The sequence below is a fragment of the Neiella holothuriorum genome (genome assembly GCF_019457915.1).
Taxonomy (GTDB): domain Bacteria; phylum Pseudomonadota; class Gammaproteobacteria; order Enterobacterales; family Neiellaceae; genus Neiella; species Neiella holothuriorum.
In genome coordinates this window covers 321,772-335,886 of the sequence record NZ_JAHZSS010000002.1, presented here as the reverse complement: position 1 = coordinate 335,886, position 14,115 = coordinate 321,772, and the positions used below count along the sequence as shown (strand labels likewise).

The 14,115-nt window shown below is 49.6% G+C and carries 14 protein-coding genes; 9 read left to right on the top strand and 5 right to left on the bottom strand.

Annotated features, from left to right (window positions below; genetic code table 11):
* The first annotated feature begins 19 nt into the window (after positions 1-19).
* From K0504_RS03340 to K0504_RS03325, 4 genes are all read left to right on the top strand, one after another.
* A complete protein-coding gene (locus tag K0504_RS03340) occupies positions 20-517 on the top strand; it encodes a glycine zipper 2TM domain-containing protein (RefSeq protein ID WP_225917930.1) in 498 nt (165 codons plus the stop codon).
* Positions 518-1,045: 528 nt separating this feature from the next.
* Positions 1,046-1,567 (top strand): phosphatase PAP2 family protein, encoded by a 522-nt coding sequence (locus K0504_RS03335; RefSeq protein ID WP_220102726.1) that lies wholly within the window; start codon positions 1,046-1,048, stop codon positions 1,565-1,567.
* A gap of 37 nt (positions 1,568-1,604) precedes the next feature.
* Entirely contained in the window at positions 1,605-2,669 is a 1,065-nt protein-coding gene (locus K0504_RS03330) for an MJ1255/VC2487 family glycosyltransferase (RefSeq protein WP_220102725.1), read from the top strand.
* 178 nt (positions 2,670-2,847) lie between these two features.
* A complete protein-coding gene (locus K0504_RS03325; protein ID WP_220102724.1) occupies positions 2,848-4,710 on the top strand; it encodes a methyl-accepting chemotaxis protein in 1,863 nt (620 codons plus the stop codon).
* Here the strand turns inward: K0504_RS03325 and K0504_RS03320 are convergent.
* The 5 genes from K0504_RS03320 to argS all read right to left on the bottom strand — a co-directional run bounded on the left by K0504_RS03320 (position 4,707) and on the right by argS (position 9,468).
* The gene (locus K0504_RS03320; protein ID WP_220102723.1) at positions 4,707-5,084 is read right to left on the bottom strand and encodes a gamma-butyrobetaine hydroxylase-like domain-containing protein; all 378 of its coding nucleotides are present in this window, start codon (positions 5,082-5,084) and stop codon (positions 4,707-4,709) included. The two genes, K0504_RS03325 and K0504_RS03320, sit on opposite strands and share 4 nt — an antisense overlap.
* Positions 5,085-5,091: 7 nt before the next feature.
* Complete coding sequence (gene hslU, locus K0504_RS03315) at positions 5,092-6,423, bottom strand: HslU--HslV peptidase ATPase subunit (RefSeq protein ID WP_220102722.1); 1,332 nt, start codon at positions 6,421-6,423, stop codon at positions 5,092-5,094.
* Positions 6,424-6,455: 32 nt separating this feature from the next.
* Positions 6,456-6,980 (bottom strand): ATP-dependent protease subunit HslV, encoded by a 525-nt coding sequence (gene hslV / locus K0504_RS03310; RefSeq protein ID WP_220102721.1) that lies wholly within the window; start codon positions 6,978-6,980, stop codon positions 6,456-6,458.
* Between the two features lie 113 nt (positions 6,981-7,093).
* The gene (locus tag K0504_RS03305; RefSeq protein ID WP_220102720.1) at positions 7,094-7,675 is read right to left on the bottom strand and encodes an SPOR domain-containing protein; all 582 of its coding nucleotides are present in this window, start codon (positions 7,673-7,675) and stop codon (positions 7,094-7,096) included.
* A 44-nt stretch (positions 7,676-7,719) separates the two neighbouring features.
* Complete coding sequence (gene argS / locus K0504_RS03300) at positions 7,720-9,468, bottom strand: arginine--tRNA ligase (RefSeq protein WP_220102719.1); 1,749 nt, start codon at positions 9,466-9,468, stop codon at positions 7,720-7,722.
* A gap of 211 nt (positions 9,469-9,679) precedes the next feature.
* Here argS and K0504_RS03295 point away from each other — a divergent pair, with 211 nt between their 5' ends.
* The 5 genes from K0504_RS03295 to K0504_RS03275 all read left to right on the top strand — a co-directional run bounded on the left by K0504_RS03295 (position 9,680) and on the right by K0504_RS03275 (position 14,068).
* Positions 9,680-10,264 carry an LON peptidase substrate-binding domain-containing protein gene (locus K0504_RS03295; RefSeq protein WP_220102718.1) on the top strand — a complete coding sequence of 195 codons (585 nt, stop codon included), beginning with the start codon at positions 9,680-9,682 and terminating at the stop codon, positions 10,262-10,264.
* A 56-nt stretch (positions 10,265-10,320) separates the two neighbouring features.
* Entirely contained in the window at positions 10,321-10,842 is a 522-nt protein-coding gene (locus K0504_RS03290; protein ID WP_318837923.1) for a glutathione peroxidase, read from the top strand.
* A gap of 321 nt (positions 10,843-11,163) precedes the next feature.
* Positions 11,164-12,582, top strand: coding sequence for a DUF4397 domain-containing protein (locus K0504_RS03285; RefSeq protein ID WP_220102717.1), 1,419 nt, complete (start codon positions 11,164-11,166; stop codon positions 12,580-12,582).
* A gap of 111 nt (positions 12,583-12,693) precedes the next feature.
* Positions 12,694-13,371, top strand: a complete 678-nt coding sequence (locus K0504_RS03280) for a sigma-70 family RNA polymerase sigma factor (protein WP_225917929.1) — start codon at positions 12,694-12,696, stop codon at positions 13,369-13,371.
* Positions 13,364-14,068: a ChrR family anti-sigma-E factor gene (locus tag K0504_RS03275; RefSeq protein ID WP_220102716.1), complete on the top strand. Its 705-nt coding sequence runs from the start codon at positions 13,364-13,366 to the stop codon at positions 14,066-14,068. The genes K0504_RS03280 and K0504_RS03275 overlap by 8 nt, the downstream gene beginning before the upstream one ends.
* The last annotated feature ends 47 nt before the right edge of the window (positions 14,069-14,115 follow it).

Below are 14,115 nucleotides of genomic sequence, written 5' to 3'. Positions count from 1 at the left end.
GATGTTTGAGGAGCCTGGAATGGCAGTATTTACAAAGTTTCTAACCCTGATAGTGATAGCTGTAATGACGGTGGGGTGTGCTTCTTCGCCTACAGAGCCGGCAGAGCAGTCGGTTCGAGTGGGTAAAGTTCAACAGATCATTTATCAGCAAGTTGAGAAAAAACCGGCGTTGGTAACCGTGCTAACTGGAGCTGCTTTGGGCGGAGTGGTTGGCAATCAGTTTGGCGGAGGCTCAGGCAAGACTGTTGCTACCGGCCTCGGCGTACTTGGCGGCGCAGTGGCAACAGACAAATCGCTTAGCAAAAAATACAATCAGGTTGTCTACAAGGTTTACTTGCCCTCTGAACAAGCGGTAGTTGGTGTGGTAAGTGGCGATCTCGCGGCAACCATTTTCAAAAATGACATCGTGGTGATTTATAAGAGCGACAAGAAAGTTACCATTGATGCCTATGGCGAATACTCCGAAGCTAAATATGATCGGGTGTTACAAAAGCTGGCGGATGGCACACTGGAGTAGTTATTGATGCCGATGAACGGATCGCTGCGGACAAAACCAAAACGATATGTTCAACCTCAAACGCCTTAAATTGAATGTGCTACCTGCAGCACGCCCCACCATTTTTTGATGAATGGTGGGTGAATACAGTGCCTGGTTCCCCCGTCGGTAATGCCTCAAAATCAATAAAGGCATCCGAAGAAGCCGACTTCATACAAGCGCGCCCTTTATTATTGCCATCTTTGTTTCTCAACCAACCTTGTGTCGTTTAGGTTAAGGGCTGATTGTTGTCGCTGTATCAATTTGCCAATAAATTTTTATCTGCCATTAATTCCATTACAAATTCATTAGGTTAGTTCGTCAGAAGATGATGTTTCACGAACAGTTTAAGCTTCTCCGTAATGGGCAATACCGAACCACACTTTCACCAGCAACTCGCCTTAAATCTCATCTCGATAGAATTGATTAAAATGTCGTCAATGTGTCACTGGACTGTCACATTTGCTGTCTAGGCTTAAATCCGAAATAAGATGAATGGGTTTAATCGCCATGTTGCTAAATACTATTCAGCGTGCAGATCACGCACTCTATGCCACGCTTACTGATCGCAAGAGCGCACGCCACATTGCAGCTGTTGCTCGCTGGGTGTCAAAAAGCGGCGACGGTCATCTCTATGTCGTACTCGGCATTATGGCGATGATTTTCGACGGTGCCCACGGCATTAGCTTCTTTTCAGCGGCACTGACTGCGTTCGCCATTGAGCTACCGCTGTACTTTATGATTAAGAACGCTTTCAAGCGCAATCGCCCCTGCGATGTACTTCAAACATTACCTGCTTTCGTAAAACCATCTGACAAATTCAGCTTACCCTCAGGCCATACCGCGGCAGCTTTTGTAATGGCTGCAATGGGTAGCCACTACTATCCAGATTTTAGCCACTGGATGTTTGCATGGGCCGGCCTGATTGGTGCGTCTCGGGTGTTACTTCGCGTTCATTTTCCTACCGATATTATTTGTGGTTTGGCCTTAGGCACAGCAGCAGCCAGCTGCAGCTTGTTTATTTGGGCCTAATTGATTTCTTGAAGCAGTAGATAGGTAACTCACTTACATGCGAATTTTGTATGGCGTTCAGGCCACGGGCAATGGCCACATCACCCGTGCCCGCGCAATGGCACAAGCTCTCAGCAAAACCGATCTCAACGTCGATTATTTATTTACCGGACGACCTCGCGAACAGCTATTTAACATGGAGCTGTTTGGAGACTTTCAAACCCGCTCAGGGCTTAGCTTTGCCACAGACAAAGGCCGCGTTAACCTGCTAAAAACCTTTCAGCAAGCTCAATTAAAGCAGCTGTATAAAGACATTCAGCAACTTGATTTAAGCCAGTACGACTTAATTCTTAATGACTTTGAACCTGTCTCTGCATGGGCCGCAAAGCGCCAGCACAAACGCAGCATAGGCATCTCGCATCAAGCAGCATTTAGCTACCCAGTGCCGAAAACAGGTCAAGATCTCGGCTCTAAAATGGTCATGCGTTATTTTGCGCCAACGGCCGAACAGCTGGGCGTTCACTGGCATCATTTTGGTCAACCCATTTTGCCGCCAATCATCGATGTTGATCTGCAACAAACCACTCCGGTGGCAAATAAAATCGTGGTGTATTTACCGTTCGAAGATTTATCGGTCATCAAAAAGCTACTCGCACCATTTACTGAACATCACTTTTTTGTTTATCACCCAGACGCAGTTGATAGCGAGGAAGAGCATCTGTCGTTGCGTGCATTAAGCCGCACGACCTTTGAACACGATTTGCTACAGGCCGAAGGTGTGATTGCCAATGGCGGCTTTGAACTCCCCAGCGAAGCCTTATTTTTGGGTAAGAAGATTTTGGTTAAACCGCTAGTGCGCCAATTTGAGCAAGAAAGCAATGTGATGACTTTGCATCAATTGGGGCTCGCAGCAAGCATGTCGCGGCTCGATGACAAGAAAGTGGCCGACTGGCTGCAAGCGCCAGCGGCACAACCAATCAATTATCCAAATGTTGCCCAATGCCTCAGTCGCTGGTTAGCCAACGGTGCGCGGCAACCATTGCACGAACTCAGCAGCCAGCTTTGGGCGGCGGTACAATTTCCTAGCTATGCCCGTTTACCATCCAAAGCCAGCGCGAGTTAGTTCAAGAAACTCACATAATCCGTTGAAAATCTGCCACAAGTTCATCGAACTTGGCGCCAGATAAACTAGTGTTATTGAGAGCTGAAAAAATCTCCCTATACCGTTTAGGGAGATCATCAGTGGCAAGGAGCCCCAACTGAGGCCCCCAGCTAGACACTAAAGACGGAGCTTGAAAAACATGACGATTCGTAACCGCCTAATGCTGCAATTGGCCGTTGGCGCCGTACTCATGCTAATGCTTTTAATTGTGGCGATTGTTGTTGATAAAGCCACCACTCGTTACCACGACTTTTCCAGCAACGTGCTGGAAAACATGTCCAGCCTTGAGCAAATGGCCTACGACGTCAGTCAATTCGAACATTATCGCAAGCTCGAATACATTGACCAATTCAACCAACAACAGCAACAGCTCGAGACCGCTTTGACTTACCTTGAACAACAAGTCGACGCGCCGGAAGTACTGCCGCAAATAAAAACAGCTCATCAAGCAGTCAATCAATACGTAGCGACCGTAGCGCGTGTTGTTGAATTACGTCAGCAAATCGGCTTAACGCCAACAACCGGCCTCTATGGCGACTTACGAGCCGCGGTCCATGAAGTTGAAACCTTATTAAATGCTCAAAACAGCTATCGGCTTATCTCTGAAATGCTGCAATTACGGCGCGCAGAAAAAGATTTTATGCTGCGCTACGACAAAAAATATTTAGATAAATTTAATAAGGCCATTACCACTCTTGAAGAATCCGTTCGCAATGCCGGATTGGGTGTTGCCACAGAGCAACAGCTTAACGCGCTGATTGAAACCTATAGCCAGCGCTTTTCCGCTTTGGTCTCAGCCGAAGAAAAAATCGGTTTAAGTGCCGAACAAGGTCTGCGCGGCGAACTGGAAAATAGCCAAACCCAAGCACTGACACAAATGCTGTCACTGAAACAACTGATCGGCGACACCGCCGCTAATGTGCGCAGTCAATACCTGTCAATTGCCGCGATTTCGGTGGGGATTTTGGTCATCGGGCTGGGCGTTCTGGCGGTATGGACCTCTCGCTCCATCACATCCAAGGTTAATGCGTTACAACACTATATGGAGCAAGTCGTCAGCACCCGAGATTTGACCCTTCGAGCCGATGCCAACGGCAATGATGAATTAGCCATGGTCGGCCAAGGTATTAATCAATTACTGGCGCTATTTCAGGAGCTGGCTGAGCAGGTATCGAAGTCGAGCTTGATTTTAGATGATGCGGTCAGCCGTTTATCCGAACAAGCAAGCAGCACCCGAGATGGCGCCATTCGCCAACTTGAAGAAACCGAACACGTGGCAACGGCCACCACCGAAATGGGTCAGACTCAGGGGGAAATTGCACGCAATACAGAAACTGCGGCATCCCACGTGGATTCAACGTATGCCGATGCTGAACGTGGCACCCAGGAAGTGGATAACAGCATCAGTCATATTCGAGATCTGTCGGAAAGACTAAATGACACCACTGTCCAGGTACAACAATTGGCGGAACAAAGTCATACCATTGGCGCCATGTTGGATGTGATTCGCGGCATTGCTGAACAAACCAATTTACTCGCGCTGAATGCTGCCATTGAAGCCGCGCGGGCCGGCGAACTAGGCCGCGGTTTTTCGGTCGTTGCTGACGAAGTTCGCAGCCTCGCCAACCGGACTCAGCAATCCACCGAAGAGATCGCAGGCATCATTAATAACCTGCAAGACAGTACCGGTACCATCGCCAAAATGATGGGAGACTGTAAGCAATCAGGGGAGGTTAGTGCCGAGCTCGCCAATGGCGTTGGCACTGTGTTACACAATATTGTTGAAGCCATGTCTGGCATCGTCGACATGAACACTCAAATCGCCACGGCAACCGAAGAGCAAAGTGTGGTTTCGGCGGAAGTGACGCGCAATGTTCAGCGTATTCGGGACATTGCTGAAACCACCAGCACGGAGTCAGAAAACAGTGTGGCAGTTGCCGAAGAGGTCCATCAACAGTCGGTTAATCTCAGTCAGCAAGTTAACCAGTTTCGGGTAAGTTAATCGTCAGAAAAGCGAACATTAACAGGAATATGCAGCGCTTGCTTAGCCGCACAGCGCTGCTGGTAATCTTGCCATAGGGCATCGTGATCACGGACCAGTCGGTGTAACCAATCCCACGAATAGATGCCCGTATCATGGCCATCATCAAAAATCAGCCGCACGGCGTAGTGTCCAACCGCTTGAACATCAAGCAGTTTCACATCCTGTTTGCCTTCCAGCAAGATCGGATTGCCATGCTGTTGTACTTCTGCCGAGGGCGAATGCACCCGCAAAAATTCAGCCGATAGCGAACCGGTCATACCGTCACTAAAGGTCAACGCCAGTATTTGGCGTTGACGGTGCAACTTAATCGCGCTGACGCGCAGCTGGCTCATGGCAAGATTACAGAATGAAGCGACTTAGGTCTTCATCGTCTACCAGTTCATTGAGGTAGCGATTCACGTAGTCAGCATCAATGGTGATCGTCTCGCCATCGAGATCGGAAGCTTTATATGAAATCTCTTCCATTAGTCGCTCCATCACCGTATGCAGGCGACGGGCACCAATATTTTCAGTGCGCTCATTTACTTGCCAAGCCGCTTCGGCGATCCGCTTAATACCCGACTCTTCAAATTTAATGATCACGCCTTCGGTTGCCATAAGCGCTTCATATTGCTCGGTCAGCGATGCATTGGGCTCCGTTAAGATGCGCACGAAATCATCACTACTCAGTGCCGACAATTCAACGCGGATGGGCAGTCGCCCCTGCAATTCAGGGATTAAGTCCGACGGTTTGGCCATTTGGAAAGCGCCCGAGGCGACAAACAAAATGTGATCGGTTTTCACCATGCCATGTTTAGTGCTAATCGTACTGCCTTCAACTAACGGCAGTAAGTCACGCTGCACTCCTTCGCGACTAACATCTGGGCCAGAGGCGGAATCGCTGCGTTTACAGATCTTGTCAATTTCATCAATGAACACAATGCCGTGTTGTTCTACTGATTCCAACGCGCGTTGCTTCAAATCTTCCTGATTAACCAACTTAGCTGCTTCTTCTTCCACCAGCGCTTTGAAGGCATCTTTTACCTTCATTTTTTTCATCTGGCTGTGGCTGCCGGACATGTTCTGGAACAAGCCCTGAAGCTGGTTGGTCATCTCTTCCATGCCCGGTGGCGCCATGATTTCTACGCCGGCTTGAGGCTGGGCAACTTCAATATCAATTTCTTTGTCATCAAGATCGCCTTCGCGCAATTTCTTACGGAAGATCTGACGCGTGGACGAGGTGTCAGGTTTGTGCTCGTCGCCCCAACCTTCTTTCGGTGGTGGTAACAAAGCATCCAGCACTCGTTCCTCGGCGGCTTCTTCGGCGCGGAACTTATTCTTTTCTAGCTCTTGCTCTTTGATCATCTTCACGGCCATATCGGTCAGGTCGCGAATAATCGAATCCACTTCCTTGCCGACATAGCCAACTTCGGTAAATTTGGTCGCTTCTACTTTGATAAACGGCGCATTCGCCAGTTTCGCTAAGCGGCGAGCAATTTCAGTTTTACCCACCCCGGTAGGGCCGATCATCAAAATATTTTTTGGCGTCACTTCCTGGCGCAATGCATCAGGCAATTGCATCCGACGCCAGCGGTTTCTAAGTGCAATGGCAACGGAGCGCTTAGCATCCTGCTGACCAATAATATGGGCGTCCAACTCATGGACAATTTCACGAGGGGTCATTTCAGACATATCTAAATCCTGAGTTCACCAGCAAGCAGCGATTAATAATCAAGCTGCTCAATGGTTTGAAATTGGTTGGTAAAGACACAGATATCGCCCGCTATCGTTAGGCTTTTCTGGGCGATTTCATCTGCTGGCAATTCGGTATTTTTTAACAATGCTGTTGCCGCGGCTTGGGCAAACGAACCACCGGAGCCGATGGCGATAAGATCATCTTCTGGTTGCACAACATCACCGTTACCCGTGATGATCAGTGAGGCAGTGTGGTCGGCCACAGCCAGCAGCGCTTCTAATTTGCGCAGCATCCGATCGGTGCGCCAATCTTTGGCAAGCTCAACGGCCGCACGCGTCAGGTGGCCTTGGTGCATTTCCAGCTTACTTTCAAAACGTTCAAATAAGGTAAAAGCGTCGGCGGTGCCGCCAGCAAAACCGGCCAATACTTTATCGTTGTAGAGGCGGCGAACTTTTTTGGCGTTGCCTTTCATGACGGTATTGCCAAGCGAAACTTGGCCGTCACCGGCAATAACAACTTTGCCATTGCGACGGACAGAAACAATCGTAGTCACAGGCTTTCTCCTCGGGTCTGAAGACCTTTACTGTGGAACATGCAGTTAAATTTGTTTGTTAACTGCAAGATTGGGTCGCCGAAGACAATTTCAAGTAAGCGGGCGTTTTAGGATCACCAATACCAGATCTTACAGCCTCGAATCGAAGCCCGTTGCAAAGTATGGCGATCGGTCTCTGCCAAGCGCTTGGTTTTATATGGCCCTAACACCACTTTATACCAAACACCTTTTGAACCTTCTGCTCGGCGAACCTCTGAACTTAGTCCTTGGAACGCAATTTTAGCTTTAAGTTCATCAGCTTGAGATTCAATACGAAAAGAGCCGCACTGCATCAGGTAGGGCCGAGTTTGTTCCGGCGCATCCGGCACATCCACTTCCACTTGCTTGGTTTCCAGTTCCTCAATAAAACTCCAACGTTCCTGCGGCTTATCGGGCAAGTTATCGGCCGATTCAACAGGCGCAGGTGAAGCTGACGTTGGTTCCGTTTCAGCAACGTGATCAGCGCTACCACTAATCTGACTTAAACCATAGCCAAAGGCAGCCAGCAAGCCAACTACGATTACAATACGTAGCCATGGCAAACCAACGCTTTGCTGCTGAGTGCGCGCTTGATTAGTGCGCCCTTTCGGCTTGCTCGTTGCCCGCGCAGGCTTTTTCTTCGGCGCGGGTTTGCGCTTGGCATAATCTCTAGGCATAAAACAGCTACCAATAAATGCTAGTTAAACAGCGAGAAACGCAATTACATGCGCGCCAAAGTGGCAATACCTAGCAGGCCGAGGCCCAGTTTCAGCACTTTGGCCGTGGCCGCACACAACAATAAACGGCTAGCTCGAACATCGTCAGCAACACCATCTTTGTTCACTGGGCAAGCTTCATAAAAGCTCATGAACTGGCCAGCCAGTTCGTATAGGTAAGTACACAGCAAGTGCGGTGACGTTTTCGCCGCAACGTTATTAACCACATCGCTAAACTGAGTGAGTTTTTGCGCCAAAGCTTGCTCTGCCGCTTCATTGAGTTTGGGCGTGCCCGTCAAGTTTTCGGCAACAACATCGGCTTTGCGGAAGATCGACTGAATGCGGGTATAAGCATATTGTAAGTACGGCGCGGTATTCCCTTCAAAGGACAACATATTGTCCCAGTCAAAAATGTAATCCGTGGTGCGGTTTTTCGACAGATCTGCGTATTTAACCGCTGCCATGGCAACTGCACTGGCAATCTCTTGGCGCTCATCATCGGCCAAATCTTGATTCTTTTCGGCAATCAAGGCATTGGCGCGTTCTTCGGCTTCATCAAGCAGATCGACTAACTTAACGGTGCCGCCAGAACGAGTTTTAAAAGGCTTGCCATCTTTGCCCAACATCATGCCAAAGGCACAGTGCTCAAGGGATACTTGCTCTGGCACGTATTCAGCTTTACGGGCAATAGTCCACGCTTGTTGTAAGTGCATGGCCTGACGAGAATCGATGAAATACAGCACCCGATCGGCGCCCAATTGGTTGACGCGATATTTAGCACACGCAATGTCGGTGGTGGTGTAAAGGTAGCCGCCATCTTTCTTACGGATGATCACGCCCATGGCTTCGCCATCTTTACCTTTATATTCGTCGAGGAAGACCACCATGGCGCCGGCATCTTCAACCGCCAGCCCTTTAGCGGCCAGTTCATCAACAATGGTCGGCAGCATGTCGTTGTATAGGCTTTCGCCCATCACATCGTCAACGCTCAGAGAGACATTGAGGCGATCATAGTTACGCTGATTTTGCGCCATGGTGATGTCGACCAGCTTGCGCCACATGGTCTTACAGTATTCATCGCCACCTTGCAGTTTGACCACGTAATTACGTGACCGCTCGGCAAACGCCTCGTCGTCGTCATAGTGTTTCTTGGCTTCCCGATAGAATGCTTCTAGGTCAGACAATTCCATGTCAGAAGCCTGTTCATTTTGGACTTTTTCGAGGTAGGCAATCAGCATGCCAAATTGGGTACCCCAGTCACCAATATGATTGGCTCGAACAACCTTATGACCCAAGAATTCCAGCGTCCGCGTTACGGCATCACCAATAACCGTCGAGCGAATGTGGTGTACGGCCATCTCTTTAGCGACGTTTGGTGCCGAGTAATCGACCACCACGGTTTGTGCTTGTTCAGCGAGCTGAACGCCAGCGTGGTCATCGTCCAATAAGGCGACTATCTGTTGCGCTAAGTGATCGGGGTTAACGAAAAAATTGATAAAGCCAGGACCGGCAATTTCGACGTTGCTAATGGCGGCATGAGCGGGCAGCAACTCAATGATCTGTTGTGCGAGCTGACGCGGATTCGACTTAGCAGGTTTAGCCAACATCATGGCTAAGTTGGTAGCAAAGTCGCCATGGCTTTTATCTTTCGTGCGATCGACCTGCAATCGTGGCTGCAAATCAGCAGGCAAGGTGCCAGCTTGTTTCATTTGCGAGACAGTTTCGAGCAACAGGGTTTCAATAATCGCTTTCATAATAAAATTTGGTCCAGACTTAGTGATGGTGCATCAGGGTGCAGGCGGCAAATTGTAAACCGCCAGAGGGTACTTTGAGAAGCAGCAACTGCCTCTGATTGACGAATGAATGCGTCCAAACGGCAAGGATTTGCTTACGCCGGCGATCTGAATGCTCGCTAGCCCCGTACCTTAAGACATCATCAGCAACTAACCAGGCCGTCTACCCGTTATGTCTCAGCAGCAAGAATTCGCCCTTTTTCCGTTAACTGCCCACGTATTACCCGGCGGCAAACTGCCATTGCGAATTTTTGAACCCAAATATATCCGTATGGTTCGTGATGCAGCAGCTGGCGGACGGCAACTGTGTATGTGTATGCTCGATACACATGCCAAACCGGATACCTTAATGAATATGTATCCGTTGATCACAGAAGTGGCCATTGTCGATTTCGATCAGCTTGCCGATGGAATGCTAGGAATAACCGTGCAAGGTTTGCAAAAACGTCGCTTGCAGCGAGTTTGGGTTGAACACGACGGACTAAAAATTGGCGCAACTGAAACCATTGCAGATTGGCCACAACAAGCATTATCGCCAGAGCAGTGTAAAATAGTTGAACGGCTGCAGCAGCTTTATCATGACAACGATAGTTTGCAGCAATTGCGGCTTGAGTTTCATAACGACGATGCCAGTTGGTTGTGCCAACGCTGGCTTGAGTTATTGCCGATGGATCCGAACGACAAACAATTACTAATTGAACAACCGGACTGCAATGCTGCTTTGGCATTTTTACAGCAAGCCATCAGAACCCTTTAAAGGAATACTAGGAGAGCACGGTGACATCATCCCTGACCCACACACTCAAGCGCGCGATTTTGGCAACGCTTGTACTATTACCATTGGCTGCCAATGCCGCGTCTTGCCCCGACACGCTAAAGTTTGTGAAGCGCAAGCTGAATAGCTCTGAAACTGTAAATCTGTGTAGCGAATATCAAGGTAAAACGCTACTGATCGTCAACACAGCGAGCTACTGCGGTTTTACCCCTCAATTTGAAGGACTCGAAAAACTTTACGCCGACTACAAAGAAAAAGGCGTGGTGGTTCTGGGCTTTCCAAGCCATGACTTTAACCAAGAAGACGACGATGAAGGCAAAACCGCCGAGCTTTGCGAACTAACGTACGGCGTCAAATTTCCTATGTTCGAGCCGATGGCCGTACGTGGCGACGACGCGGATCCACTCTACCGTAAATTGGCCGCACAGGCTGGCGAAGCACCCAAGTGGAACTTCCATAAATATGTCGTGAACCGGGAAGGGAAGGTCGTCGCATCATTTAGCGCCATGACCAAGCCTACCAGCGATGATCTGATTGAAGCGCTCGAAGGCGCCATGTAATTAAAGCGCGATGTAAATTTCGCTCTGCCAGCAGCCATCAAGGGGCTAACGAAAGTTAGCCCCTTGTTGATTTTACTGCCGACCAAATCTCAGTTAGCCAGTACCAATTCGCCCCGAGCTAGCCGTTCCAATTTGGATCAGTTCAATTCACTCATTTTTTCACGTTTGCGACTTATCACTAGCTTTTCACTTCACGATCGTCGGTTTACCCCACTTTTCATGATCGTTTGTAAATTCCTCAGCGTAGTCCTGTGGGCAACGCAACGAAACCTTGCCAGACGAAACCAGGGTCAACGTTAGCCACAACAAGGAATTACTCACATGAAAACCCACAAACTTAAACTCGCCGCCGTCATTTCATCAGCCATTCTTGCTGCCAGCCTTACAGGTTGTGGAGGCAGCAGTAACAATGGAGTGAAAGCAGTTTCGACCGACTCCGAATATTCATACCTACGCGTTTACCATGCCGCCCCTGATGCCCCCGCGGTCAACGTTTGGCTCAATGGATCGCCAGCATTAGAAAGTGTCGATTACCAAGTCAGTTCCGGCGCCATCATTGTCGAAGCCGGCACTCACACGGTTCAAGTGGACGCCATATTGGCAGATGGCTCGACCCTAACGGTGATCCCAGAAACTGAACTGATGTTGGACAACGAAGTTGAATACAACATTGTGGCGACCGGTAAAGCGGCCCTGATTGGCACCGGCGATGAGATGGAATTTGGCGCTCAAATCGTGGCGCGAGATGCATTGGCGCCAGAGGGCGCTCGGGTACAAGTCATGCACGCATCGCCCGATGCACCAATGGTTGATGTATTTATCACCGCCCCCGGTGACGACTTAACCAGCGCAATGCCTTTTGCTGATAACGTCAGCTTTACTATGGCGACAGATGCAGTAGAAGTAGCCGCTGGCGAATACCAAGTTCGCATTACCTTGCCAGAAGATCCATCAACGGTGGTTTTTGACTCAGGCACCATTGACGTACCTGCCGGTGCGGACTGGTTTGTTGCTGCGGTCACCAATACCGATGCTGGCAGCTCTCCAGTTAATTTATTGGTTGATGCTGAATCGTCGTCGCTGGTTGTTCGTGATGCTGCAATGGAAGCTGATATTCGAGTGGCTCACACGATTTCCGACGCACCGGCGGTTGATGTCTGGATTAACGGCTCAGCACCAGCAATGGACAGTCCACTCTACAACCTCTCGTTTAAAGAATTTACTGACTACCTGATGGTGCCAGCAGGAGACTACAGCTTTGCAGTTGGCGTCAATGGCAGCGACCCTGTAGTTGTGGTTGATGCACTGAGCCTCGATGCAACCTTAATGGCGCCATACAGCTATACCGCCATTGCCATTGGCAATCTGGCCGACGGCATGGACAACGATGAGCTATTCGTGGTGATGGATGAAAATACTCGTCGCGTGGCAACCGAAGCCAAGCTGCGAGCCATTCACGCTTCAACCCTAGCGGGCGATGTGGATATTTATGTGAGTGCCGACGCTACCCCATCCGATGACGACGTGATCTTAACCAGCGTTCCCTATAAAGGTGATAGCACCGTATTATCGGTCAGCCCCGGCATGGCGTATGTCATGGTAACGCCCGCAGGAGATTCAAGCACCATCGCCATCGGGCCTGCTGAATTGGCGCTCGAAGCCGGCACCCTCACAACTTTAGTGGCCATTGATGATCCAATGTCGGCGACCGGCGTATCAGTTATAAGTTTGGATGATTAATTGACGTTGAGCTGGGCTCTAGACTGCATGAAATGGCAGTCCGGAGCCCACCGAAAACGCCACACTCGATGGCCAAAAAACAATTTGGCCATCAATGATTGGGGAGTAGACATGGCATCAGCATCGCGCCGAATTTCTGGTTATACTGCCAACACAGTTCCTATTGTGTCGGGCTTGATGACTTCAAAACCAGAAAATCAATCAACCACATCGGCAGATCCTGCAAACGACGGTCAACGCTGGAAAGATGCATTGGTCGAAATTGCGGAAACCCGCTGCCGCGTGCAATACGCCAAGTTATTTAATCATTTTGCTCCGCGCCTCAAAATGTTCGCGTTGCGGCTGTGTGACAGCAATGAAGCGCTAGCTTTAGAGCTCGTACAAGACACCATGTTGGCCGTTTGGCAAAAAGCACATTTGTATAACGCCAGTAAAGGCGCGGCATCGACTTGGATTTATACCATTGCGCGTAATTTGCGGTACGACCAACTTCGCAAAGCCAGTAGTAAAGCCGATGTCATCAGCGCTGAAGATTTGTGGCCGGTGTTAGAAGCCGAAACCGATGATGGTCGCTCAGCCCCCGATCACCTCGTGCTGCAATTGCAGTTAGAAAAGTATTACGACGCCTTGTCACCAGCCCAAATGGAAGTGATTCGAAAAGTATATTTGGAAGACAAGCCGCAACAGCAAGTCGCGGACGAATTAAACATTCCATTAGGAACCGTTAAATCCCGCATCCGCTTGGCTGTTCAGAAGTTACAAGACAAGATTGAGGCCCATCATGATTAAGAGCCATCCTAGCGAAGGACTGTTGCAAGCGTTTGTCGCAGGTGAATTACCACCGGCTCTGGCACTGTGTGTTTCCGCTCATGTTGATATGTGTCGATTGTGCCAGCGTGATGTACAACGCCTTGAAGCGCAGCAAGCTGAATACAGCTTAGAGCAAGCACCCGTTGCCGACCAAGCGCCGCTTCCAGACGAATTGGACCACATGCTGTCTGCTATATTGGCCATGCCCGAAGCACCCGCGGACTCGCCCAAAGCCAGTAAAATAACCAAAATCAGCAAGCATATTCATTGGAACCAGCAGAAGTTCTTGCTGCCGCGCGCGCTACAGCAACAAGTTAATCATCAACCGGCATTGCAAGCCGGTGAAAGCTGGCGACAACTGGGCAAGTTGTGGCGAGGACGGTTAGCTGAGCATGACGAATGGCGCACTAGTTTTTACTACATTGAACGTGGCGGCGAGATCCCAGAGCACACTCACAAAGGCCGAGAAATCACCTTGGTGCTATCGGGTAGTTTCGTTGATGGCGATGAGGTGTACCAAGAAGGCGACTTCATTTATCGCGACGGCTCCCACACCCACAAGCCCGGTGCCGATGCGACAGAAGATTGTTTGTGTTTTACCGCCGTGGAAGCGCCACTTCACTTTACGACAGGCGCGACCCGACTGCTAAACCCTCTGGGTAAATTGCTGTACTAAATGGTTTGGGCTCATACGCTGCAGTCGGCGTATGAGCCACATTCAAC

Coding starts and splice junctions, on each gene's coding strand:
- argS (WP_220102719.1), bottom strand. CDS start 9,468: ATGAAAGCGATTATTGAAACCCTGTTGCTCGAAACTGTCTCGCAAATG.
- K0504_RS03295 (WP_220102718.1), top strand. CDS start 9,680: ATGTCTCAGCAGCAAGAATTCGCCCTTTTTCCGTTAACTGCCCACGTA.
- K0504_RS03340 (WP_225917930.1), top strand. CDS start 20: ATGGCAGTATTTACAAAGTTTCTAACCCTGATAGTGATAGCTGTAATG.
- K0504_RS03330 (WP_220102725.1), top strand. CDS start 1,605: ATGCGAATTTTGTATGGCGTTCAGGCCACGGGCAATGGCCACATCACC.
- K0504_RS03320 (WP_220102723.1), bottom strand. CDS start 5,084: ATGAGCCAGCTGCGCGTCAGCGCGATTAAGTTGCACCGTCAACGCCAA.
- K0504_RS03275 (WP_220102716.1), top strand. CDS start 13,364: ATGATTAAGAGCCATCCTAGCGAAGGACTGTTGCAAGCGTTTGTCGCA.
- K0504_RS03280 (WP_225917929.1), top strand. CDS start 12,694: ATGGCATCAGCATCGCGCCGAATTTCTGGTTATACTGCCAACACAGTT.
- K0504_RS03335 (WP_220102726.1), top strand. CDS start 1,046: ATGTTGCTAAATACTATTCAGCGTGCAGATCACGCACTCTATGCCACG.
- K0504_RS03325 (WP_220102724.1), top strand. CDS start 2,848: ATGACGATTCGTAACCGCCTAATGCTGCAATTGGCCGTTGGCGCCGTA.
- hslU (WP_220102722.1), bottom strand. CDS start 6,423: ATGTCTGAAATGACCCCTCGTGAAATTGTCCATGAGTTGGACGCCCAT.
- K0504_RS03305 (WP_220102720.1), bottom strand. CDS start 7,675: ATGCCTAGAGATTATGCCAAGCGCAAACCCGCGCCGAAGAAAAAGCCT.
- K0504_RS03285 (WP_220102717.1), top strand. CDS start 11,164: ATGAAAACCCACAAACTTAAACTCGCCGCCGTCATTTCATCAGCCATT.